Genomic DNA, 23776 nt, shown 5'->3' on the forward strand with positions numbered 1-23776 from the left:
TTGTGGGCCGGCTATTTCAGCGACTTGACGGCCTTCAGCACCTCTTCGACGTGACCGGCGACCTTCAGACCGCGCCACTCGGCGCGCAGCGTGCCGGACGGATCGATCAGAAAGGTGCTGCGCTCGATGCCCTTGACCTTCTTGCCGTACATGATCTTGTTCTTCACGACACCGAACATGTGGCAGAGCTTTTCTTCGGTATCGGCGATCAGCTCGAACGGCAGCTCGAGGTTCTGCTTGAATTTGTCGTGCGAACCCATGTTGTCGCGCGAGACACCGAACACGACGGCGCCGGCCTTGACAAATTCCTTGTGGTGGTCGCGGAACTGCATCGCTTCGGTCGTGCAACCCGGCGTGTTGTCTTTCGGGTAGAAATACAGCACAACGGTCTGCCCGAGGTAGGCCTGCGGGGTGAACTTGACACCGTTGGTGGCGAGCGCTTCAAATTCTGGCAGCGGTTTGTCGAGAGCTGGCGTCATGAGCTATTCTTTAAGATGGCGTCCGCGATGGCGTAGCCTCTGATTATAAGTCAGAGGCTTTACCAGACTGCGACAGCGCGCTCATTCGAACAGCAGCGCGGCCACCACCCTGCGTTCCTCGGCAAGCAGTACGTTGTAGGTGCGGCAGGCGGCGGCATTGTCCATCGTTTCAACGCCGATGCCGGCGGCCATCAGCCCGGCGAGCAGCCGTGGCGGTGGAAAGCGCAGCCGTGCGCCGCTGCCGAAGATCACCAGCTGCGGCTGCAGCGCGAGCAGACGGTCGAAATGATCGGCTTCGAGCTGGGAAAATTCGCGCACCGGCCAGTCCTCGACCGCGCCGTCCCACGGAACGATGACGCTGTGCGTATATTGGGTTCCATTGACGATGACGCCGTCGGGCCCGTGGCGGGCAATCGCATTGCGTCCGTCGATGCGGTCGGCCTGGAGCTTCACGTGGGAATCCGGGTAGTGGCAGTTGATGGCCGGCGCATGCGGCGGGGAGCCCCGTCGCCGCTGGCGGCCATGTGGTTAAATTATAGGTTTTGTGCGGTGCCGCATTCACCGCAGCGGAGATTCCTGCGTGAAACCCATCGTCAAATCGAGCAAGCTCGCCAACGTCTGCTACGACATCCGCGGCCCCGTGCTCGACAAGGCGCGGCAGATGCAGGACGAAGGGCACAAGATCATCCAGCTGAACATCGGCAATCTGGCGGTGTTCGGACTCGAGCCGCCGGACGAGATCGTCCAGGACATGATCCGCAACCTGCCCGACGCCGCCGGTTATACCGACAGCAAAGGCCTGTTTGCGCCGCGCAAGGCGGTGGTGCACTACATGCAGGAAAAAAACGTTCCGGCGGTCACCGTCGACGACGTCTACCTCGGCAACGGCGCATCCGAGCTGATCACGATGAGCATGAATGCGCTGCTCAACAATGGCGACCAGATCCTGGTGCCGGCACCCGACTATCCGTTGTGGACGGCGTCGGTGGCGCTGGCCGGTGGCGCGCCGATCCACTACCTGTGCGACGAGCAGAGCGACTGGATGCCCGACATCGACGACATCCGCTCGAAGATCACCCCGTCGACGCGCGGCATCGTCGTGATCAACCCGAACAATCCGACCGGCGCGTTGTATCCGGAGCCGGTGCTGCGGCAGATCGTCGATCTGGCGCGCGAGCACCAGCTGATCATCTTTGCCGACGAGATCTACGACAAGACGCTTTACGACGGTGAAACCCACACCAGCATCGCGTCGATAGCTGACGACGTGTTGTGCGTGACCTTCAACGGCCTCAGCAAGAACTATCGCTCCTGCGGCTACCGCGCCGGCTGGATGGTCGTCTCGGGCGAAAAACGCCATGCCGGCGATTACATCGTCGGGCTCAACATGCTGGCGTCGATGCGGCTGTGCTCGAACACGCCCGGCCAGCTCGCAATCCAGACCGCGCTCGGCGGCTACCAGAGCATCAAGGACCTGGTCGCGCCGGGCGGGCGGCTGTGCCATCAGCGCGACCTGGCCTACGAACTGCTGACGCAGATTCCCGGCGTCTCGGTCGTCAAGCCGAAGGCCGCGTTGTACATGTTTCCGCGCCTCGATCCGAAGGTCTACCCGATCGCCGACGACCAGCGCTTCGCCTATGAACTGCTGGCTGAGGAAAAGGTGCTGATCGTCCAGGGCACCGGATTCAACTGGCGTGCGCCGGACCATTTCCGCCTCGTTTTCCTGCCCAACGTCGACGACCTGACCGACGCCATCGGCCGCATCGCGCGTTTCCTCGAAAACTATCGCAAGCGTCATACCCAATGATTCGTCGATCGGCGGCCAACAGGTCGTCGATCCCAGCCAGACTCCTCCGACCACGGCACGCCGGCAACGGCACGCCGAAGATCTCATGAAACCCATCCAAGTCGGCCTGCTCGGCATCGGCATCGTAGGCAAGGGCAGCTTCGAGGTATTGCTGCGCAACCAGGAAGAAATCAAGCGTCGCGCCGGTCGCGGCATCGTCATCACGATGGTCGCCGACCTCGATGTGGATCGGGCCCGTGCGATCGTCGGTGACGGCGTCGAAGTGGTTTCCGATGCGCGCGCGGTGATCGCGAATCCGGAAATCGACATCGTGATCGAGCTGATCGGCGGTTATGGCATCGCCCGGGCACTGGTGATGGAGGCGATCGCCGCCGGCAAACACGTCGTGACCGCCAACAAGGCGCTGCTCGCGGTGCATGGCACCGAGATCTTCGAAGCCGCCCATGCGAAGGGGGTGATGGTCGCGTTCGAGGCGGCGGTGGCCGGTGGCATTCCGATCATCAAGGCGCTGCGCGAAGGCCTGACGGCGAACCGCATCGACTGGATCGCCGGCATCATCAACGGAACGACCAATTTCATCCTGTCCGAGATGCGCGACAAGGGGCTGGATTTCGCCGCGGTGCTGAAGGACGCGCAGCGGCTCGGCTATGCCGAGGCCGACCCGACCTTCGACATCGAGGGTGTCGATGCGGCGCACAAGGTCACGCTGATGAGCGCGATCGCATTCGGCATTCCGGTGCAGTTCGACAAGGCCCATGTCGAGGGCATCACCTCGCTGCAGGCCGCCGACATCACCTATGCCGAGCAGCTCGGCTACCGGATCAAGCTGCTCGGCATCACGCGGCGCCGCGTGATCGGCGAAGGCGCCGGCATCGAACTGCGCGTCCATCCGACGCTGGTGCCGGCAAAGCGGCTGATCGCCAATGTCGAAGGCGCGATGAATGCCGTCGTCGTGCAGGGCGATGCGGTCGGCACGACGCTTTATTACGGCAAGGGCGCCGGTTCCGAGCCGACCGCGTCGGCGGTGGTCGCCGACCTCGTCGACATCACCCGGCTGCATACCGCCGACCCGCACCACCGCGTGCCGCACCTGGCTTTCCAGCCCGGCGAGCTGGCAGCGACGCCGATCCTGCCGATCGACGACGTCGTCACCGCCTTCTATCTGCGGCTGCAGGTCGCCGACCAGGCCGGTGTGCTGGCGCGGATCACCGGCATCCTGGCCGAGGCCGACATCTCGATCGACGCCTTGCTGCAGCGCGAATCGGGCGAAGGCGAGAAGCAGACCGACGTCATCATCCTGACCCATGAAACGGTCGAGGGCCGGATGAACCGCGCGCTTGCCCAGATGCAGGCGCTGCCGACGGTCCTCGCCCCGATCGTCCGGATCCGCAAGGAAGAGCTGAATTGAAATACATCAGTACGCGGGGCGACCCGGCGCAGCGCGGGTTCTGCGACATCCTGCTCGAAGGCCTGGCGCCGGACGGCGGCCTGTACCTGCCGGCCTACTATCCGCAGATCGATGCCGCGACGCTGCAGCGCTGGCGCGGACTGTCGTATGCCGACCTCGCGTTCGAAGTGCTGGCGCTGTACATCGACGACATCCCGCACGACGATCTGCGGCAACTGGCGCAGCGCACCTATACCCGTGCGATTTTCGGCAGCGATGAGATCACGCCGCTGACGCGACTGGACAAGGCCGAAGGCAAATCGGGCGATGCCGGGCTCTACCTGCTCGGCCTGTCGAACGGCCCGACGCTGGCATTCAAGGACATGGCGATGCAGCTGCTCGGCAACCTGTTCGAATACGAACTGGCGCGCCGCGGCGAAACGCTGAACATCCTCGGCGCAACCTCCGGCGACACCGGCAGCGCAGCCGAATATGCGATGCGCGGCAAACGCGGCATCAATGTCTTCATGCTGAGCCCGCTCGGCCGGATGAGCCCGTTCCAGCAGGCGCAGATGTTCAGCCTGCAGGATCCGAATATCCACAATATCGCAATCGACGGGGTATTCGACGACTGCCAGGACATCGTCAAGGCGGTCTCCAACGACCTCGACTTCAAGCGCAGGCACCGCATCGGCACCGTCAATTCGATCAACTGGGCGCGGCTGCTCGCGCAGGTGGTTTATTACTTCGCCGGTTATTTCCGGGCCACCGCCAGCAATTCGCAGCGCGTCAGCTTTGCCGTGCCGTCGGGCAATTTCGGCAACATCTGCGCCGGCCACGTTGCGCGGATGATGGGTCTGCCGATCGATCGGCTGGTGCTGGCGACCAACGAGAACAACGTGCTCGACGAGTTTTTCCGCAACGGCCATTACCGGGTGCGCGCTTCGTCGGAAACCTTCGAGACCTCGAGCCCGTCGATGGACATCTCGAAGGCGTCGAACTTCGAGCGCTTCATCTTCGATCTGCTGCAACGCGACGGCGGCCGCGTGCGTGCGCTGTTTGCCGACGAGTTGTCGAAACACGGCGAATTCACGCTGGCCAGCGACGATTTCGCCCGCATCGCCGACCACGGCTTTGTGTCGGGCAGCAGCAGCCATGCCGACCGGCTGGCGACGATTCGCACGACCTGGGATCAATGCGGCGTGATGATCGATCCGCACACCGCCGACGGCGTCAAGGTCGCCCGCGAGTTGCGCGATCCGGCGCTGCCGATGATCGTCCTCGAGACCGCGTTGCCGGCGAAATTTGCCGCGACGATCGTCGAGGCGACCGGCCGCGAGCCGCAGCGCCCGCCGGCCACCGAAGGCATCGAGCAACTCCCCAAGCGATGCAAGGTCTTGCCCCGCGATGCAGCGGCCGTGAAAGCCTATCTCACCGAGAATGTCTGAATGATGAAGGTGATCGGTTTCAGCGCGTGGTCAGGGTCCGGCAAGACGACGCTGGTCGAGCGGTTGCTGGTGCGGCTGCGCGAGGCCGGCCAGCGGGTGTCGGTGATCAAGCATGCGCACCACGAGTTCGACATCGACCATCCCGGCAAGGATTCCTACCGGCACCGTCAGGCTGGCGCCTTCGAGGTCGTGATCGCGTCGAACCGCCGGCTGGCGAAGATCCGCGAGTTCGAGACGCCGGTCGAGCCGACGGTGCACCAGCTGATCGCCGAACTGTGCGACTGCGACTGGGTGCTGGTCGAAGGCTTCAAGTTTGCCAACCTGCTGAAGATCGAGGTCTGGCGCGAAAGCGTCGGCAAGCGGGTCCACTATCCCGACGATCCCTATGTCGTCGCGGTCGCCACCGACGATGCTTCGCGGCTGCCGGTGCCGACTCGGCTGCCGGTTTTTGCCCTCGACGATGTCGATGCCATCGCCGAATTCCTGCTGGCCAATTCCGCCCGATATGAATACACGCCCCAAACCGGCTTCGGCGACGACTCCGGCGCGACCGCCGATGTTGACGCTGGACGAAGCGCTGCAACGGCTGCTTGAGCCGATCCGTCCGCTGACCGGTTCCGAATCGGTCGATACCTTTGCTGCGCTCGGGCGGGTGCTGGCAGCGCCGGTGGTGTCGGGCCTCGACGTGCCGCCAGCCGACAACACCTCGATGGATGGTTATGCGCTGCGCTGCGCCGATGTTGCCGCAGGCGGCACGGTGCTGCCGGTCAGCCAGCGGATTCCGGCCGGTCAGCCGGCGCAGCCGCTGTCGCCCGGCACCGCTGCGCGGATCTTCACCGGTGCGCAACTGCCCGACGGCGCCGATGCCGTCGTGATGCAGGAGCAATGCGAAGCACTTGCCGACGGCAGCGTGCGGATCGACGCGGTGCCGTCGAGCGGCCAATGGATACGCCGTCGCGGCGAAGACGTGATGCGAGGTGCCGAGGTGCTGCGTCCGGGCGACCGGCTGACGCCGCAGGCGCTCGGCCTGGCCGCATCAGTCGGTGCGGCCTCGTTGCAGGTATTGCGCCGGCCGCGCGTCGCACTGTTTTCGACCGGCGATGAACTGGTGATGCCCGGCGAGCCGCTGCGACCCGGCGCGATCTACAACTCGAATCGCTTCACGCTGCGCGCGCTGATCGAGCAGGCCGGCTGCGAATGCAGCGACCTCGGCATCGTTCCGGACCGGCTCGACGCGACCCGCGATGCGCTGCGCCGCGCCGCGCAGGGGCACGACCTGATCGTCACCAGCGGCGGTGTCTCGGTCGGCGAGGAAGACCATCTGAAGCCGGCGGTCGAGGCCGAGGGCCGGCTCGACCTGTGGCAGATCGCGATCAAGCCCGGCAAGCCGCTGGCCTTCGGCGCGGTCGGCCATGAAGAGCCGACCTGGTTCATCGGCCTGCCCGGCAATCCGGTGTCCAGCTTCATCACGTTTTTGCTGGCGGTCCGGCCGCTGCTGCTGCGCTTGCAAGGCGTGGCTGAATGGCAGCCGCGCAGCGTCCCGATGCGCGCCGATTTCGACTGGCCGCGGGCCGACCGGCGGCGCGAATTTCTGCGCGTGCGCCGCAACGGCGACGACGGGCTCGATCTGTTCGGCAACCAGAGCTCGGGCGTGCTGACTTCCGCCGTCTGGGGCGATGGCGTCGTCGACAATCCGCCGGGGCAGACGATCCGCCGCGGCGACGTCGTTCGCTACATCGCCTTTTCCGACTGGATGTCATGAAACTGCAGGTTCGTTATTTCGCGTCGATTCGCGAGGCGCTCGGCTCCGGCGAGACGGTCGAGGTCGACGCCGGCTGCAGCATTGCCGAATTGCGCGATCGATTGATCTCCGCCAGCCCGGCGCATGCCGCGGCACTGGCCCGTGGCCGGGCGCTGCGCTGCGCGCTGAACCAGCAGTTGTGTGATGAAAACCAGCGCGTCGACGCCGATGGCGCCGAGCTGGCATTTTTCCCGCCGGTGACCGGCGGCTGAGCGCGGCCGACGAGATCAGCGATGAGCGACCAGGCAACCAGGCACAACGCCGACTTCCGCAGCCGGGTGCTGATCCAGACCGACGATTTTGATCTCGGCGCCGAAGTGGCCGCACTGCGCGCCGCTGATGCCGGTATCGGCGCGGTCGCCAGCTTCATCGGCACGGTGCGCGACCGCAACGACGGCCTTGGCGTCAGCGAAATGGAGCTCGAGCACTATCCGGGCATGACCGAAAAGGCGATCGAGGCGATGGTCGACGAGGCGCGCCGGCGCTTCGACATCCGCGGCGCCGTCGTGATCCACCGCGTCGGCAAACTGGCTCCGCTCGACCAGGTGGTGCTGGTCGCCGTCAGTTCGGCACACCGTGGCGATGCCTTCCAGGCCTGCGAATTTCTGATGGACTATCTGAAGACGCAGGCGCCGTTCTGGAAGAAGGAGGTCACGCCGGAAGGCGCACGCTGGGTCGATGCCCGCGTAAGCGACGACCGGGCGCTGGCCCGCTGGGGCCTCGCCAGCACGAACAGCGCCGAGGCTGCGGGCGGCGCCGGCTGATGGCCGGCCTCGGCAGCGGCAGCACCGCGGCCGCCCAGCTGCTGGCGGTGGCGATCGGTGCGGTGCTCGGCGCGGTGCTGCGCTGGCGGCTCAGCCTGTGGCTGAACGGCGCCTGGCACGGTTTTCCGCTCGGCACGCTGCTGGTCAATTGCGCCGGCGGGCTGCTGATCGGGCTGGCGATGGTCTGGTTTGTCAGGAATCCGAACGAATCGATGCGGCTGCTGGTCGTCACCGGCCTGCTCGGCAGCCTGACGACGTTTTCGACCTTCTCGGCCGAATCGCTGGCCTTGCTGCAGCGCGGCCACCTGGCGCTGGCCTCGCTGCACACGTTGGTCCACGTGCTGGGTTCGCTCGGCAGCGCGGCGATCGGATTTGCGATCGGGCGCCACGTCTGGCACTGATTCAGCCGGCTGACCCGTCGGCGGCTTGATCGGCGTCAAGCAAGGTGTTCGGGAAGACGCGCCCGCCTTGAAATCGGCGTCAAATGCCTGAAATTGGACGCATCGGAGGATTTTTCCATGCGACTCGACAAGCTGACGACCAAATTCCAGGAAGCGCTGGGTGATGCCCAGAGCCTTGCGATCACCCGCGACAACCCATATATCGAGCCGGTCCACGTGCTGGCGGCAATGCTCGCGCAGGACGAAGGACCGAAGGCACTGCTCGCCCGGGCCGGCGTCAATACGGCCAAGCTGCAGGCGTCGCTGGAAAGCGAGCTCGGCAAGCTGCCGCAGGTGCAGGGTGGCGAGCAGGTGCAGGCGAGCCGCGACCTCGGTGCGTTGTTGCAGGCCTCCGAGAAGGAAGCAAGCAAGCGCGGTGACCAGTTCATCGCCAGCGAGATGTTTCTGCTGGCGCTGGCCGACAGCAAGGCCTCGATCGGACCGCTGGTCAAGGAGCATGGACTGACGCGCAAGGCGCTGGAGTCCGCGATCGAGGCGGTTCGTGGCGGCCAGAAGGTCGATTCGGCCGAGGCCGAAGGGCAGCGCGAAGCGCTGAAGAAATACACGCTCGACCTGACCGAGCGCGCGCGGATGGGCAAGCTCGATCCGGTGATCGGCCGTGACGACGAGATCCGCCGCGCGATCCAGGTGCTGCAGCGGCGCACGAAGAACAACCCGGTGCTGATCGGCGAACCCGGCGTCGGCAAGACGGCAATCGTCGAGGGCCTCGCGCAGCGCATCGTTGCCGGCGAGGTGCCCGATTCGCTGAAGAACAAGCGCGTGCTGGTGCTCGACATGGCGCTGCTGCTCGCCGGCGCAAAATTCCGCGGTGAGTTCGAGGAGCGGCTGAAAGGCGTGCTGAAGGAGGTCGCCCAGGACCAGGGGCAGACGATCGTCTTCATCGACGAGATCCACACGATGGTCGGCGCCGGCAAGGCCGAGGGCGCGATCGACGCCGGCAACATGCTGAAACCCGCGCTGGCGCGCGGCGAACTGCATTGCATCGGCGCGACGACGCTGGACGAATACCGCAAGTACATCGAGAAGGACGCCGCGCTCGAGCGCCGCTTCCAGCGGATCCTGGTCGGCGAACCGACCGTCGAGGCAACGATCGCGATCCTGCGCGGGCTGCAGGAGAAATACGAAGTCCACCACGGTGTCGAGATCACCGACCCGGCGATCGTCGCGGCGGCCGAACTGAGCCACCGCTACATCACCGACCGTTTCCTGCCCGACAAGGCGATCGACCTGATCGACGAGGCGGCGGCCAAGGTGAAGATCGAGATCGACTCGAAGCCCGAGGTGATGGACAAGCTCGACCGGCGGCTGATCCAGCTGCAGATCGAGCGCGAGTCGGTGCGCCGCGAGAAAGACGAAGCGTCACAGCGCCGCTTCAATCTGCTCGAGGATGAGATCAAGAAGCTGCAGCGCGAAGCCGCTGACCTGGAAGAGATCTGGAAGGCCGAAAAGGCCGCTGCGCAGGGCTCGGCGCACCTGAAGGAAGAGATCGACCGGATGCGTTTCCAGATCGAGGAGTGGAAACGCAAGGGCGATTTCAACAAGGTCGCCGAACTGCAGTACGGCAAGCTGCCCGAGCTCGAGAAGAAGCTGAAGGAGGCGCAGGCCACCGAGACCGGCAAGGCACAGGCCGACGATGGCCGCCCGCAGCTGCTGCGCACGATGGTCGGCGCCGAGGAGATCGCCGAGGTCGTCGCACGCGCGACCGGCATTCCGGTCTCCAAGCTGATGCAGGGTGAACGCGAGAAGCTGCTGCAGATGGAAGAGCGGCTGCACCAGCGCGTCGTCGGCCAGGACGAGGCGATCACCGCGGTCGCCAATGCGATCCGCCGGTCGCGCTCAGGCCTCAGTGACCCGAACCGGCCGACCGGATCGTTCCTGTTCCTCGGCCCCACCGGGGTCGGCAAGACCGAGCTGTGCAAGGGGCTGGCGAATTTCCTGTTCGACAGCGAGGATCACCTGATCCGCATTGACATGAGCGAATACATGGAGAAGCATTCGGTCAGCCGGCTGATCGGCGCGCCGCCTGGGTATGTCGGCTACGACGAAGGCGGCTACCTGACCGAGGCGGTGCGGCGCAAGCCGTACAGCGTGCTGCTGCTCGACGAGGTCGAGAAGGCACATCCGGATGTCTTCAATGTGCTGTTGCAGGTGCTCGACGACGGCCGGCTGACCGATGGCCAGGGCCGCACCGTCGACTTCAAGAATACCGTCATCGTGATGACCAGCAACCTCGGCTCGCACCTGATCATGCAGATGGCCGGGCAGGACAGCGAACTGATCCGCGAAGCGGTCTGGGTCGAGGTGAAGCAGCATTTCCGGCCCGAATTCCTGAACCGGATCGACGAAACCGTCGTTTTCCACTCGCTCGATGCAACACACATCGAGGAGATCGCGAAGCTGCAGCTGCAGATCCTCGAGTCCCGTCTCGAGAAGATGGAGATGAAGCTCGAGGTCAGCCCGCAGGCGCTGGCGCAACTGGCGAAGGCAGGATTCGACCCGGTATTCGGTGCGCGGCCGCTGAAGCGGGCGATCCAGCAGCAGATCGAGAATCCGGTCGCCAAGCTGATTCTCGAAGGCAAGTTCGGGCCGAAGGACGTGATCCCGGTTGACGTCGTCGATGGCCGCTTCGTGTTCGAACGCGTCGTGCATTGACGCAAGCGGCAGCCCGGCAACGGGCTGTCGATAGAATCGAAGCCCCTTCCAACGATGCCGGGCGGCCCGCGCGCCCGGCCACGGCTCATGCCCGCTGCCTCTGCCGTTGCGCCTGACGAGACGTCTGCGCCCGTCGTGATCGTCGGCGCCGGTCTTGCCGGCCTGACCACCGCATTGCAACTCGCCGAGCAGCGCCGCGTCATCGTGCTCGCGAAACGAGGCCTCGATGAAGCGGCAACCGCGTGGGCGCAAGGCGGCATCGTCGGCGTGCTCGGCAGCGACGACAGCATCGAGTCACATGTGCGCGATACCCAGGATGCCGGTGCCGGGTTGGTCGACGAGGAAACGGCGCGCTTCATCGCCGAAAACAGCGTCGCCGCGATCGAATGGCTGGTCGCTCGCGGCGTGCCATTTTCCGGCGATCCGAGCGGCCCGCTCGGCCTGCACCTGACCCGCGAGGGCGGCCATGCGGTGCGCCGGATCGCCCATGCAGCCGATGCGACCGGCAAGGCGATCCACAACGCGCTGCTCGATGAGGTCAAGCGCCATCCGAACATCGAGTTGCGCGAGCGCTGGATGGCGCTCGACGTGATCACCTCGCGCCATCTGAAGCGCGTCGAGTCGCCGCGCTGTTATGGCGTCTACGCACTCGACATCGACCGCCAGCGCGTCGAGACACTGCCGGCGACGGCGGTGGTGCTGGCCACCGGCGGCGTCGGCAAGGTCTACCGATATACGAGCAATCCCGATACCGCGACCGGCGACGGCATTGCAATGGCCTGGCGTGCAGGATGCCGGGTCGGCAACATGGAGTTCATCCAGTTCCACCCGACCTGTCTGTACCACCCGCAGGAGCGCAGTTTCCTGATCACCGAGGCGCTGCGCGGCGAGGGTGCGCACCTGCTGCTGCCGAATGTCGATGCCGATTCGGCACGCTTCATGACCTGGCACGACGAGCGGATGGAACTGGCGCCGCGCGACATCGTCGCGCGGGCGATCGACTTCGAGATGAAGAAACACGGCCTCGATTTCGTCTGGCTCGATGCCCGGCATCTCGGCGAAGCCTTTCTGATCGAACATTTCCCGACCATCCATGCGCGCTGCAAGGCGCTCGGCATCGATATCGCGCGCGAGCCGATCCCGGTCGTTCCGGCAGCCCACTACACCTGCGGCGGGCTGGTCACCGACCTGCATGGCCGCTCCGACCTGCCCGGGCTGTATGCCGCCGGCGAAGCGACCTATACCGGACTGCACGGCGCAAACCGGCTGGCCAGCAATTCGCTGCTCGAATGCGTCGTGATCGGCCGCACCTGCGCCGACCACATCCTCGCGCATCCGGCCGCCGAACTGCCCGAGTTGCCCGGCTGGGACGAAAGTCAGGTCGAGGATGCCGACGAGCAGGTCGTGATCGCCCACAACTGGGACGAGCTGCGGCTGCTGATGTGGAACTATGTCGGCATCGTCCGCACGACCAAGCGCCTCGAACGTGCCTTGCACCGGATCAAGCTGCTGAAGGGCGAGATCGACGACTACTACGCCAATTTCCGCGTCAACCGCGACCTGCTCGAATTGCGCAACCTGGTCGACTGCGCCGAACTGATCGTCCGCTCGGCGCTGCTGCGCCAGGAAAGCCGCGGCCTGCATTTCAGCCGCGATTTTCCGCAGACGCTGCCGGTCAGTTTTCCGACCGTGCTGGTGCGCAGCGCACACAGCAAGAAGAAAAAGCCGAAGGCACTCGGCCTCAGCGGTTGACGCGCGGCGCAGGCGTCGGGCTGCTGTTCATCGCAGCAGCCAGAAGGCGCCATGGCGCCACGCCCACCAAGCAACCTGCACGCTGCTGCTGATCACGCAGCCATAAACGAAGATCCTGCCGACAAATCGCGCGCCACGCACGACCCGTGGCCAGCGTGGCGGCGCAGTGTCGATGGCAGCTGCCGCGGCAATTGGTTGGATGTTCGCGCTGACAGCTGCCGGCGGTGACGCCGGTTGTGAAGGCGACAGAGGCTGCGCAGACGACTCGGTGACGGCCGGCAACGCCTTCATCGGCAAAGGCGCTGCTGATTCGAGGGGCATCATTGGAGGCGTGTCGGCACTGCCGACCGCGTTCGATGTCGCGATCGCAACGGCTGGCGAGGCAATTGGTGCTGATAGCGGCGGCGCCGCGGGCGTGTCTTCGGCGGTGACGATGGGTATCGCGGTATCGGCAACGGCCGCCGCATCGCTGACGGGAGGCTCGGCTGCAGGTTCGGATTCGACCAGCGCCTCGCTCGGCGGTTCGCTGTCGGCGGCGTCGGCAGTGCCATCCGCCGCCTGCGGTGGCGCGGGCGGGTCTTCGATCACGTGGATCACCGGCCGCAGCGCCGACCATGTCTTCCACAAGGTGTCGGCGGTTTCGGCATCGAGCACGCCATCCTCGACTGCGGCATCGAGGTCGCGCGGGCTCAGCAACAGGCCGTTGACGCCGTCGCGGGCGAGCACCTCCAGCGTCCGTTCGCAGCGCTGCTCCTGCAGCACGGCCTCGACACGTGCCTCCTGCTCGTCCATCTCGCGGCCGTCGGCATGCCGATAGGCCGGCTGGAACGGCTGGCGCGGCGCCGGAAAATGACCCTCGACCGGCGCGTCGGGCTTGCGCCCGGGCCGCCGCACATCGTCGCCATGCTCGCGCGGGTCGTAAGCCGGGAACAACACCTTGTGCGCGGTGCTGCGAGGCGTGCTCGGTGCCGGCTCGTTTCTGGCCGCGGCGAGTTGTGCGATCAGCGCCGCCTTTTTCTGCTCGGCATCGAGCGCTGGCGCGACGGCGTCGAGCAAATCGGTGCGGGCGTCGATCCGCAGCAGCGGCTCGTCGCTGTCGGCCGGGTGGCTTGCGCGTGGTGTGGCGCCGGCTGTCGGAGGTGGCGCCGCACGCGCGCTCTCCTGCTGCGGGCGATGACCCGCCGATGACGCTGCGGCTGAGGCCGTTGCGGGCCGCTCGGCACGTGGCATCGCCATCGACAACGACGCCGTCGTTCGGCCTGGCGGCTGCGGGCCCTGCTCGCCACGTTGCAACACGGTCCGGCCGCCAGCAATCAGACGGAGCAGGCGTTTGCGCGTCAGCGGGTCGGCCTTCGCCAGCGCCTGGCGGATGCGCTCGTCGCTGACGGGCAGGCGCGCTGCTGGTGCTGCGCGCGGTGTTCTGGCTGCTTGCGGCGCGGTTGGCGGCGGGGAGGGCGCAGGCGGAGGTGCAGGAAGCGGCGGCTGTGCTGCGGACGACGGCCGCCGCGTCACCGTTGACGGCTCGACGTCGAAGGCGCCCAGCTCCTGCAGCGACGGCAGCTTCCTGCGCGTCGTCGGAATCTCATTGACGTCTCCGATGTCCATCGATGCTTATCGGCAGCCGAGCCGCCCGCTTGAAGCCGCCATGCCGAATTGCATCAGTCGTCGACCGAACTCAACAGCGACAGCGAATGGGCGGCAACGGGCAGTTCTACACCGCCGTCGATGGCTCGTCCGTCTTCACCGGTCGGCCGGCTGCTGTCGAATTCGATCCGCCAGCCGCCGGCCGGCAGCCGCATTGCGGTGTCGTGCGCATTGCCATTGACCAGCATCAGCAGGCGCGTCGTGCTGCGGCCCGGCCGTTCGATCAGGCAGACCAGTGAGTGATCGTCAGGGGCGCGCCATTCATCGCCGCGCAGCGGCTCACCGTCGCGGCGCAGCCAGCGCAGTCCGGGCCGGCCATCGCTGTACCAGCGATCGGCCAGCGGCAGCAGACGCCGACGCAGCGCGATCAGCCGCGCAGTGAATTCGATCAGCTGATCGTCGGCTGCGGCCCAGTCGATCCAGGTCGTCTCGTTGTCCTGGCAATAGGGGTTGTTGCTGCCGCGCTGGCTGTGTCCCAGTTCGTCGCCGGCGGCGAGCATCGGCGTGCCCTGCGCGAGCAGCGTCGCCGCCAAAAGTGCTCGCTGCAGGCGCGAGCGCAGCGTCATCACCTGCGGATCGTCGCTGGCGCCTTCGACGCCACAGTTGAAGCTCAGATTGCGCCGGTGGCCGTCTTCGTTCTTCTCGCCGTTGGCGTGGTTGTGGCGCTCGTTGTAGCTGAGCAGGTCGCGCAGCGTGAAGCCGTCGTGCGATGCGACATAGTTGACCGATTCGGCCGGTAGCCGCGAACGGTTCTCGAACAAGTCCGCCGACGCGCACAGCCGCAGCGCGAAGTCCCCGCGGGTCGCGGCGCCCGGGTGCGCCATGTGCAGCCAGAAGCCGCGCATCGCGTCGCGGAAGTGGTCATTCCATTCGAACCAGCCGCGCGGGAAATTGCCGACCTGATAACCGCCCGGGCCGATGTCCCACGGTTCGGCGATCAGCTTGACACGTGACAGCACCGGGTCCTGGGCCAGCGCGGTAAAAAAGGCAGCCCGCGGATCGAAACCGTGGTCGCCGCGGCCGAGCACCGGCGCGAGGTCGAAGCGGAAGCCGTCGACATGCATCTCGCCAACCCAGTAGCGCAGTGAATCCATCACCAGCTGCAGCACCCGCGGCTCACGGAGGTCGAGCGTATTGCCGCAGCCGGTGAAATTGTCGAGCACGGCGCGGTGGTCGCCATCGACGTGGTGACGGTAATAGGCCAGGTTGTCGAGGCCGCGCATGCTCAGCGACGGACCCTTGACGTCGCTTTCGGCGGTATGGTTGTAGACGACGTCGAGGATCACCTCGATGCCCTCGCGGTGCAGCGCCTTCACCATCTGACGGAATTCGTCGCGGGCCGACACGCCGCCGACGCCGCTGGCAAACCGCGGGTCGGCGCAGAAAAAACCGATGCTGTTGTAGCCCCAATGGTTGCGCAGACCCAGCGCCGCCAGCCGTTCCTCGTCGACGTGGTGATGCACCGGCAGCAATTCGACCGCGGTGACGCCGAGCCGCTTCAGGTGCGCGATCGATGCCGGCGCAGCCAGCCCGGCATAACTGCCGCGGACCGCTTCGGGCACTGCATCGTTGCGGATCGAAAAGGCCTTCACCTGCAGCTCGTACAGGACGGTATCGGCCGCAGCGATGCCTGGCGGACGGTCGCCCTCCCAGTCGAATTGCTCCGGCCGTTCATCGACGACCACCGCCTTCAGCGCAAAAGCGGCGTTGTCGCGTTCGTCGAGCTGGTTTGGATGGCCGCGCCGAGCGGCGAAGTGTTCATCTCGCCATTCGAATCGCCCATGGATCTGGCGGGCATATGGGTCGAGCAGCAGCTTGTGCGGATTGAACCAGTGGCCACGGTCCGGTCGCCACGGGCCATGCGCGCGCAGGCCATAGATCAGCCCGGGGCCGGCGCCTGCCAGCCGGCCGTGCCAGATGTCGTTTGTATGTGCCGGCAACGCGAAGCGCTGCAGTTCGACCTCGCCGCTGGCATCGAATACACACAGTTCGACGCGCTGCGCATGGGCGGAAAAGACCGCGAAATTGACGCCGCTGCCGTCCCAGTGCGCACCGAGTGGCCACGGCTCGCCGGTGCTGATCGTGTCCGCCTCGACAGCATGGGCGACGGCGCGCGGCGTCATCTCGGCGGACGGTCGGGGTGGTTGCGGCAGCAGCCGACGTCAGCCGGCCTCGGGCCGGATGCGCCAGATCTGCTCCGCATATTCGCGGATCGTTCGATCGGACGAGAAGATGCCCATCCCGGCAACATTGGCGATCGCCTTTGCCGCCCACTGTGCCGGCTCGCGGTACAGGTCGTCGACCTTGGACTGGGTCGCGACATAGTCGGCATAGTCGGCCAGCAACAGGTAGTGATCGCCACCCCACAGCAGCGAATCGATGAGGCTGCGGTAGCGCCCCGGCTCGGCCAGCGAAAACTGGCCGCCGGCGATGCCGTCGAGCGCGGCGCGCAGTGCCGAATTCGACTCGTAGAAGCGCATCGGCTGGTAGCCCGCCTGGCGCTGCGTAACCACCTCGGCGGCGCGCAGACCGAAGATGAAGATGTTGTCGTCACCGACCTGCTGCCGGATCTCGATGTTCGCGCCGTCGTCGGTTCCGATCGTCAGCGCGCCGTTCAGCGCCAGCTTCATGTTGCCGGTACCGGAGGCCTCGGTGCCGGCGGTCGAGATCTGCTCCGACAGATCGGCGCCGGGCATGATCACCTCGGCCACCGAAACGCCATAGTTCGGAATGAACACGACCTTCAGCTTGTCGCCGATGCGCGAATCGTTGTTGATCACCGCACCGACATCGTGGATCAGCCGGATGATCGATTTGGCCGCGTGGTAGCTCGATGCAGCCTTGCCGGCGAAGATCACCGTGCGCGGCACCCACGGCCGGCCGCCGATGCCGTGTGGATGGATCAGCATCGCCTGGTAACGCGTCACGACATGCAGCACGTTGAGCAACTGCCGCTTGTATTCATGGATGCGCTTGACCTGCACATCGAACAGGCTCGACGGGTCGACGATGACGCCGGTGCTGTCGGCGATCAGTTCGGCCAGCCGCTCCTTGTTGGCGCGCTTGACGGTCGCAAACGACTTCTGGAAGCCGGGGTCGTGGCGCTGCTCGCGCAAGGCCGACAACGCATCGAGGCGGCTGCGCCACTGCCGGCCGATCGATGAATCGAGCAGCGTCGACAGCCCCGGGTTCGCCTGCTGCAGCCAGCGCCGCGGCGTCACGCCGTTGGTCATGTTGGTGAATCGGTCGGGCCAGAGCGTCGCGAAGTCGGCGAAGATCGTCTGCACCAGCAGCTGCGAATGCAGTTCCGAGACGCCATTGACCTTGTGGCTGCCGACGATCGACAGGTGCGCCATCCTGATCCGCCGTTCGCCGTGTTCGTCGATCAGCGACAGACGCGACAGGAAGGCGGTATCGCCGGGCCGCTGCGCGGCAGCGAATTCAAGAAATTCCTTGTTGATGCGGAAGATGATCTCGAGGTGGCGCGGCAGCACATGCTGCATCAGTGCGACCGGCCAGGTCTCGAGCGCCTCCGGCATCAGCGTGTGGTTGGTATAGGAGAAAACATCGACGCATTGCGCCCAGGCGTCCTTCCAGCGCATGCCGTGGTCGTCGCACAGCACCCGCATCAATTCGGCGACGCCGATCGCCGGATGGGTATCGTTCAGGTGGATCGCGACCTTCTCGGACAGATTGGTCAGGCCGCCGTGCTCTTCGAGGTGGCGGCAGACGATGTCGTGGATCGATGCCGCGGTGAAAAAATATTCCTGCTTCAGCCGCAGTTCACGACCTGCCGGCGTGCTGTCGTTCGGGTACAGCACCCACGAGATGTTTTCATATTCGTTCTTCACGCTGGCGGCGCGGCCATAGTCGCCGGTGTTGAACGCATGCAGGTCGAGGTGGGCCGGCGCGACCGCCTTCCACAGCCGCAAGGTGCTGACCCGGTTCGTGCCGTGGCCAGGGATCACCATGTCGTAGGCCTTCGCGGCAACCTCGCCGGCCGGCCGCCAGACGGCCTTCATCTGCTCGCCTTCGCCATGGTGCTCGACCCAGCCACCGAAGCGGATCGGCACATTGATGCCTGTGCGCGGAAATTCCCACGGTGTGCCGTCGGCCAGCCACGGGTCGGGTGTCTCGACCTGCGCGCCGTCCTCGATCTGCTGCGCAAACATGCCGTATTCGTAGCGGATGCCGTAGCCGAACGACGGCAGGCCGAGGCTGGCCATCGAATCGAGGAAACAGGCGGCCAGTCGGCCGAGACCGCCATTGCCGAGCGCGGCATCGGGCTCGCAGGCAGCCACATCCTCCAGCGACCGGGCATGCTTCATCAGCCCGACAGCCGCTGGCTCCTGCAGATCAAGCGCGGCCAGCGCATTGCCGAGGCTGCGCCCGATCAGGAATTCCATCGACAAATAGCAGACCCGGCGTGCGCGTGCGTCGCGGTCGGCCGCCTGCGTCTCGACCCAGCGCTGCGACAACTGCTGGCGCGCAACCTGGGCGACGGCCTGCATCAGTTCGGTCGGTGTCGCCTGGTCCGGCCGCACACCCACCGTCTTCAACAGGTGGGTATCGATCTTCTCGGCGGTCGGCGTTTCGATGACCTGTTCCGGTTGCTTGCTCACCTGGTTGACCCTTTCGTCACGTGTCGGCCCTCGGGCGGGGCCCAAAGGCGCATTGTCGGTGCGACCGGTGCATGCAAGTCGCATTCCCGGCCGGCGAGGCGCGTGTCGATGCGCCGCACGGCATAAAGCCGTGGCATGCTCCAGTCTGACGGTGATGCGCGCCAACGCCCGAGGCCCGACGCCAATGGGAGGAGAGGAACATGGACAAACCGATCGATCTGGCTCTCAGCCTTGAGTTGCCGAAACGCGCGATGGCGCTGGTGCTCGCCGGTGGCAGAGGCAGTCGCCTGCACAACCTGACAGACCGGCGGGCCAAGCCTGCAGTCTATTTCGGAGGCAAATTCCGGATCATCGATTTTGCGCTGTCGAACTGCCTCAATTCGGGCATTCGGCGCATCGGCGTGATCACGCAGTACAAGAGCCACAGCCTGCTGCAACACCTGCAGCGCGGCTGGGCGTTCCTGAAAAGCGAGATGAACGAGTTCGTCGATCTGATGCCGGCACAGCAGCGGACCGAAGGCGAAAGCTGGTACAGCGGCACCGCAGACGCGGTCTATCAGAACCAGGACATCATCGAGGCCTATGGGCCCGACTACATCGTCGTGCTGGCCGGCGACCACATCTACAAGATGAACTATGCGCTGATGCTCGCCGACCACGTTGCGAAGAAGCGCGAGTGCACGGTCGCCTGCATTGCGGTGCCGCGCGCCGAGGCCAGCGCCTTCGGCGTGATGGCTGTCGACGAAGACAATCTGGTGATCGACTTCGTCGAAAAACCGGCCGACCCGCCACCGATGCCCGGCCATCCCGATCTGGCGCTGGCCAGCATGGGCATCTACATCTTCAACGCCGACTACCTGTTCCGCGCCCTCGAGAAGGACCTCGCGAATCCGCAGTCGCAGCACGATTTCGGCAAGGACATCATTCCGGCGGCGGTTCGCGAAGGCCAGGCGGCCGCCCATCCGTTTGCGCTGAGCGCGGTGGCGACCCGCTCCGGCGAGCAGCCGTACTGGCGCGATGTCGGCACCGTCGATGCATTCTGGGATGCCAACATCGACCTGACCGCGACGGTGCCGATGCTCAATCTCTACGACACCAACTGGCCGATCTGGACCTACCAGGCCCAGTTGCCACCGGCCAAATTTGTCCACAACCAGGGCGATCGACGCGGGATGGCGATCGAGTCGGTGGTCTCCGGCGGCTGCATCGTTTCCGGCCATGTCTTTCGCAGCGTGTTGTTCTCGAGCGTGCGGGTGCATTCGCATGCCAGCGTCAACTGGTCGGTGGTGCTGCCCGGTGTCGAGATCGGCCGGCGTGCCCGATTGACCCGCACCGTCATCGACCGCGGCTGCAAGATTCCGGACGATCTGGTGATCGGCGAGAACGCCGATTTCGACGCCCGCCATTTCAACCGTTCGGAGTCGGGCATCACGCTGGTCACCAGGGACATGCTGGATCGGCTTGCCAGATGAAACTGTTGCAGGTGGCGGCGGAAATCTTTCCGCTCGTCAAGACCGGTGGCCTGGCCGATGTGATGGGGGCGCTGCCGCAGGCGCTGGCCGCTGAAGGACACGAGGTGCGGCTGGTGCTGCCGGGGCTGCCGGCGATCGCCGATGCGGTCCGGCACCAGCAGACGGTCTGCCGCCTCGGCCCGATGTTCGGCGCCGGGCGGGTCGATCTGCTGCTCGGCCGCATGCCATTCAGCGATTTGCCGGTTTATGTGATCGACGCACCGTTTCTCTACCGTCGGTCCGGCGGCCCTTACCAGGCCAGCGACGGCATCGAGTGGCCTGACAACGCGCAGCGCTTCGGCCTGCTCGGCTGGGTTGCCGCGCACCTGGCAGGCGGCGAACTCGATCCCGAGTGGGTGCCGGAACTGCTGCAGGCGCACGACTGGCATGCGGCGATGGCTTGTGCCTATCTGGTTGCCAATCCGGCCATCGATGTGGCAACCGTCTTCACGGTCCACAACCTGGCGTTCCAGGGCCTGTTTGCCGCGGCCGATTTCCACCTGCTCGGCCTGCCGGGCCGGCTGATGCACGCGACCGGTCTCGAATTCCATCAGCAGCTGTCGTTCATGAAGGCCGGTCTCAAGTTTGCCGACCATGTGACAACCGTCAGCCCGACCTACGCACGCGAAATCGCGACACCGGACCACGGCTTCGGCCTGCACGGCGTGATCCAGAGTCGGGTCTCGAGCGTCTCCGGCATTCTCAACGGGGTCGATGGCGAGGTGTGGAATCCGGCCACCGATCCTGCGCTGCACCGGCGCTACAGCGCGACCGAACTCGACGGTAAGGCGGATAACAAGCGGATGCTGCAGCGGCAGCTCGAACTCGCCGAGCGCGACGATGCCATGCTGATCGCGGTGGTCAGCCGACTCAGTTCGCAAAAGGGGCTGGATCTGCTGCTCGATGCGCTGCCGGCAATCCTCGGCCGCGGCGCCCAGCTGGTCGTGCAGGGCACCGGCGACCCCGGGCTGGAGGCGGCGTTCCGCAATGTCGCCGCAGTCCATTCGGGGCAGGTTGCGGTGCGCATCGGCTACGACGAAGCCTGGGCACACGCGATGATCGGCGCGGCCGATGCGGTGCTGGTGCCGTCGCGCTTCGAACCCTGCGGCCTGACCCAGCTGTACGGGCTGCGTTATGGCAGCCTGCCGATCGTCCGCCGGGTCGGCGGGCTGGCCGATACCGTCGTCGATGCCGACGATGCCGCGCTCGCCGCCGATCGCGCCACCGGTTTCAGCTTCGACCACCCGACCCCGGGTGCGCTCGACGAAGCGGTCTGGCGTGCGCAGCAGCTGTACGCGCAGCCGCAGCGCTGGCGGCAGGTGATGGTGCGCGCAATGGCAAAGAATTTTTCGTGGCAGGAAGCCGCGCTGCATTACGGCGAGCTTTACCAGCGCGTGGTCGCCATACGCCGAGGAAGAGGGGCCGCTCGGTAGAATCGGGCTTTCGCATCCCCGCTGCCCGACCGATCGGTCGCGCGGCCGATCCGTCAGGGTTTTCATGTCCGGCAGCACGTTTGGCAGCTTGTTCCGCGTCACCAATTTTGGTGAGTCGCACGGCCCCGCAATCGGCTGCGTCGTCGATGGCTGCCCGCCCGGAATGACGCTGTCAGAGGCCGATATCCAGCCCGAACTGGATCGCCGCCGTCCTGGTACGAGCCGGCATGTGACGCAGCGCAACGAGGCCGATCAGGTGGAGATCCTGTCGGGGGTCTTCGAGGGCAAGACCACCGGCACGCCGATCTGCCTGCTGATCAGGAATACCGACCAGCGCAGCAAGGATTACGGCAACATCCTCGACACCTTCCGCCCGGGCCACGCCGACTATACGTACTGGCGCAAATACGGGCTGCGCGATCCGCGCGGCGGCGGGCGCTCGTCGGCCCGGCTGACTGCGCCGATGGTCGGCGCCGGGGCCATCGCACGCAAATGGCTGCGTGAACAACACGGCGTGTCGTTCAGCGGCCATCTGACCCAGCTTGGCGATATCGCCGTGCCGTTCGAATCGCTGGACCATGTTGGCGAGAACCCGTTTTTTGCCGCCAACCGCAGCGATATCGCGCGGCTGGAGGCCTACATGGACGAGTTGCGCAAGGCCGGCGACAGCTGCGGCGCGCGCATTGCGGTCGCCGCGCACGGCGTGCCGCCCGGCTGGGGCGAACCCCTGTACGACAAGCTCGACGCCGACATCGCCTACGCGATGATGGGCATCAATGCGGTGAAGGGTGTCGAGATCGGCTCAGGCTTCGGCTGCGTCACCGAGCGCGGCACGACCCATGGCGACGCCTTGCTGCCCGACGGCTTTGCCAGCAACCACGCCGGCGGCGTGCTCGGCGGCATCTCGACTGGCCAGGACATCACGGTGTCGATCGCAATCAAGCCGACCAGTTCGATCCGCAGCCCGCGGCCATCGATCGACCGGGCCGGCCAGCCGACCGTCGTCGAGACATTCGGCCGGCACGACCCGTGTGTCGGCATCCGCGCGACGCCAATTGCCGAGGCGATGCTCGCGCTGGTGTTGATCGACCATGCGCTGCGCCACCGGGCGCAATGTGGCGATGTCGAGATCCCGCTCGCGCCGTTGCCGGCTTCAAGCCGCCTGGCTGGCGACGCCGGGGGCTGACGCAACGCTCCAGGCTCCGATTGGCGGCCCGCCGCAGTGCAGGGCATGTGTCGAATTCCTGCGGATTGTCCTGGACAAACCGACCTGCCAGCCAGGGAACTTCCGGCCCGTAACTTGACCAAAACAGTGGGGATAAGTTATACTTGACGAAACTACTCGGGTACAGCGCGCCATACCGGTGTGCCACGGTCGAGGGTCTTGTCAAACATGACGAACCACTGTCTTGTTTGTTATGCCTTAGCGGGCCACAGGAGAAATTCATGCGTCTGACCACCAAAGGCCGCTTTGCGGTAACGGCGATGATCGACCTCGCATTGCGTGAGCATTCGGGTCCGGTCGCCCTTGCGGCGATCAGTTCCCGCCAGCAGATTTCCTTGTCGTATCTTGAGCAGCTGTTCGGCAAATTGCGCCGGCACGAGCTGGTCGAAAGCACGCGCGGACCTGGCGGCGGCTATTCGCTCGGCCGCAAGTCCGAGGAAATTTCGGTTGCCGACATCATCGTCGCGGTCGACGAGCCGATCGACGCGACCGGCTGCGGCGGCAAGGAAAACTGCATGGGCGACGACTCGGGGCGCTGCATGACGCACGACCTGTGGGCGAGCCTGAATACCCGGATGATCGAATACCTCGATTCGATTTCGCTGAAGAAGCTGGTCGACGAGCAGCTGGCAAAGGGCGTGTCGATCGAGGAGCAGCCGGTGAAGCGGGCGATTTCGTCGCAGCCGGTCGTCAAGCCGATCAAGATCACTGCGCCGAATTCGGTGTTTGCGCTCGGCAATGCGTTCTCGAAATAGTTCTTGACGTTTCTTTTCAGTTCAACCCACGTTCC

19 protein-coding genes are annotated in these 23776 nt (G+C 65.7%); 14 read left to right on the forward strand and 5 right to left on the reverse strand.

The window, feature by feature from the left end:
- Positions 1 to 11: 11 nt before the first annotated feature.
- Positions 12 to 479, reverse strand: a complete 468-nt coding sequence (locus ACNH6H_RS22735; protein WP_418320553.1) for a peroxiredoxin — start codon at positions 477 to 479, stop codon at positions 12 to 14.
- Between the two features lie 81 nt (positions 480 to 560).
- On the reverse strand, positions 561 to 932 hold the full coding sequence (locus ACNH6H_RS22740) for an Mth938-like domain-containing protein (protein WP_418320554.1): 372 nt from the start codon (positions 930 to 932) through the stop codon (positions 561 to 563).
- A 127-nt stretch (positions 933 to 1059) separates the two neighbouring features.
- Here ACNH6H_RS22740 and ACNH6H_RS22745 point away from each other — a divergent pair, with 127 nt between their 5' ends.
- The 10 genes from ACNH6H_RS22745 to nadB all read left to right on the forward strand — a co-directional run bounded on the left by ACNH6H_RS22745 (position 1060) and on the right by nadB (position 12551).
- Positions 1060 to 2286 (forward strand): pyridoxal phosphate-dependent aminotransferase, encoded by a 1227-nt coding sequence (locus tag ACNH6H_RS22745; protein ID WP_418320555.1) that lies wholly within the window; start codon positions 1060 to 1062, stop codon positions 2284 to 2286.
- 85 nt (positions 2287 to 2371) lie between these two features.
- Entirely contained in the window at positions 2372 to 3694 is a 1323-nt protein-coding gene (locus ACNH6H_RS22750) for a homoserine dehydrogenase (RefSeq protein ID WP_418320556.1), read from the forward strand.
- The gene (gene thrC, locus ACNH6H_RS22755) at positions 3691 to 5121 is read left to right on the forward strand and encodes a threonine synthase (protein WP_418320557.1); all 1431 of its coding nucleotides are present in this window, start codon (positions 3691 to 3693) and stop codon (positions 5119 to 5121) included. Before ACNH6H_RS22750 ends, thrC begins: the two co-directional genes overlap by 4 nt.
- Before the next feature lie 3 nt (positions 5122 to 5124).
- Positions 5125 to 5715, forward strand: coding sequence for a molybdopterin-guanine dinucleotide biosynthesis protein B (mobB, locus tag ACNH6H_RS22760; RefSeq protein WP_418321465.1), 591 nt, complete (start codon positions 5125 to 5127; stop codon positions 5713 to 5715).
- Positions 5678 to 6883: a gephyrin-like molybdotransferase Glp gene (glp, locus tag ACNH6H_RS22765; protein WP_418320558.1), complete on the forward strand. Its 1206-nt coding sequence runs from the start codon at positions 5678 to 5680 to the stop codon at positions 6881 to 6883. Before mobB ends, glp begins: the two co-directional genes overlap by 38 nt.
- Positions 6880 to 7134 carry a MoaD/ThiS family protein gene (locus ACNH6H_RS22770; RefSeq protein WP_418320559.1) on the forward strand — a complete coding sequence of 85 codons (255 nt, stop codon included), beginning with the start codon at positions 6880 to 6882 and terminating at the stop codon, positions 7132 to 7134. Before glp ends, ACNH6H_RS22770 begins: the two co-directional genes overlap by 4 nt.
- 21 nt (positions 7135 to 7155) lie before the next feature.
- A complete protein-coding gene (gene moaE, locus ACNH6H_RS22775) occupies positions 7156 to 7686 on the forward strand; it encodes a molybdopterin synthase catalytic subunit MoaE (protein WP_418320560.1) in 531 nt (176 codons plus the stop codon).
- Positions 7686 to 8087 carry a fluoride efflux transporter CrcB gene (gene crcB / locus ACNH6H_RS22780; RefSeq protein ID WP_418320561.1) on the forward strand — a complete coding sequence of 134 codons (402 nt, stop codon included), beginning with the start codon at positions 7686 to 7688 and terminating at the stop codon, positions 8085 to 8087. The genes moaE and crcB overlap by 1 nt, the downstream gene beginning before the upstream one ends.
- A gap of 117 nt (positions 8088 to 8204) precedes the next feature.
- Complete coding sequence (gene clpB, locus ACNH6H_RS22785; RefSeq protein ID WP_418320562.1) at positions 8205 to 10799, forward strand: ATP-dependent chaperone ClpB; 2595 nt, start codon at positions 8205 to 8207, stop codon at positions 10797 to 10799.
- An 87-nt stretch (positions 10800 to 10886) separates the two neighbouring features.
- The gene (nadB, locus tag ACNH6H_RS22790; protein WP_418320563.1) at positions 10887 to 12551 is read left to right on the forward strand and encodes an L-aspartate oxidase; all 1665 of its coding nucleotides are present in this window, start codon (positions 10887 to 10889) and stop codon (positions 12549 to 12551) included.
- 27 nt (positions 12552 to 12578) lie between these two features.
- On the opposite strand, the gene ACNH6H_RS22795 is transcribed toward nadB, so the two are convergent.
- From ACNH6H_RS22795 to ACNH6H_RS22805, 3 genes are read right to left on the reverse strand one after another with little or no spacing between them, the layout of a single operon-like run.
- Positions 12579 to 14156: a hypothetical protein gene (locus ACNH6H_RS22795; RefSeq protein ID WP_418320564.1), complete on the reverse strand. Its 1578-nt coding sequence runs from the start codon at positions 14154 to 14156 to the stop codon at positions 12579 to 12581.
- Between the two features lie 53 nt (positions 14157 to 14209).
- A complete protein-coding gene (gene glgX / locus ACNH6H_RS22800; protein WP_418320565.1) occupies positions 14210 to 16318 on the reverse strand; it encodes a glycogen debranching protein GlgX in 2109 nt (702 codons plus the stop codon).
- Between the two features lie 39 nt (positions 16319 to 16357).
- On the reverse strand, positions 16358 to 18817 hold the full coding sequence (locus ACNH6H_RS22805; protein WP_418320566.1) for a glycogen/starch/alpha-glucan phosphorylase: 2460 nt from the start codon (positions 18815 to 18817) through the stop codon (positions 16358 to 16360).
- Between the two features lie 200 nt (positions 18818 to 19017).
- Here ACNH6H_RS22805 and glgC point away from each other — a divergent pair, with 200 nt between their 5' ends.
- The 4 genes from glgC (at position 19018) to iscR (ending at position 23741) form a co-directional block, all read left to right on the forward strand.
- Positions 19018 to 20289 (forward strand): glucose-1-phosphate adenylyltransferase, encoded by a 1272-nt coding sequence (gene glgC / locus ACNH6H_RS22810; protein WP_418320567.1) that lies wholly within the window; start codon positions 19018 to 19020, stop codon positions 20287 to 20289.
- A complete protein-coding gene (glgA, locus tag ACNH6H_RS22815; RefSeq protein WP_418320568.1) occupies positions 20286 to 21761 on the forward strand; it encodes a glycogen synthase GlgA in 1476 nt (491 codons plus the stop codon). Before glgC ends, glgA begins: the two co-directional genes overlap by 4 nt.
- A 64-nt stretch (positions 21762 to 21825) precedes the next feature.
- On the forward strand, positions 21826 to 22947 hold the full coding sequence (gene aroC, locus ACNH6H_RS22820) for a chorismate synthase (protein WP_418320569.1): 1122 nt from the start codon (positions 21826 to 21828) through the stop codon (positions 22945 to 22947).
- Positions 22948 to 23207: 260 nt separating this feature from the next.
- A complete protein-coding gene (iscR, locus tag ACNH6H_RS22825) occupies positions 23208 to 23741 on the forward strand; it encodes a Fe-S cluster assembly transcriptional regulator IscR (RefSeq protein WP_418320570.1) in 534 nt (177 codons plus the stop codon).
- The last annotated feature ends 35 nt before the right edge of the window (positions 23742 to 23776 follow it).

Source organism: Pseudideonella sakaiensis, from assembly GCF_048320135.1.
GTDB classification, from domain to species: Bacteria; Pseudomonadota; Gammaproteobacteria; order Burkholderiales; family Burkholderiaceae_C; genus Ideonella_A; species Ideonella_A sakaiensis_A.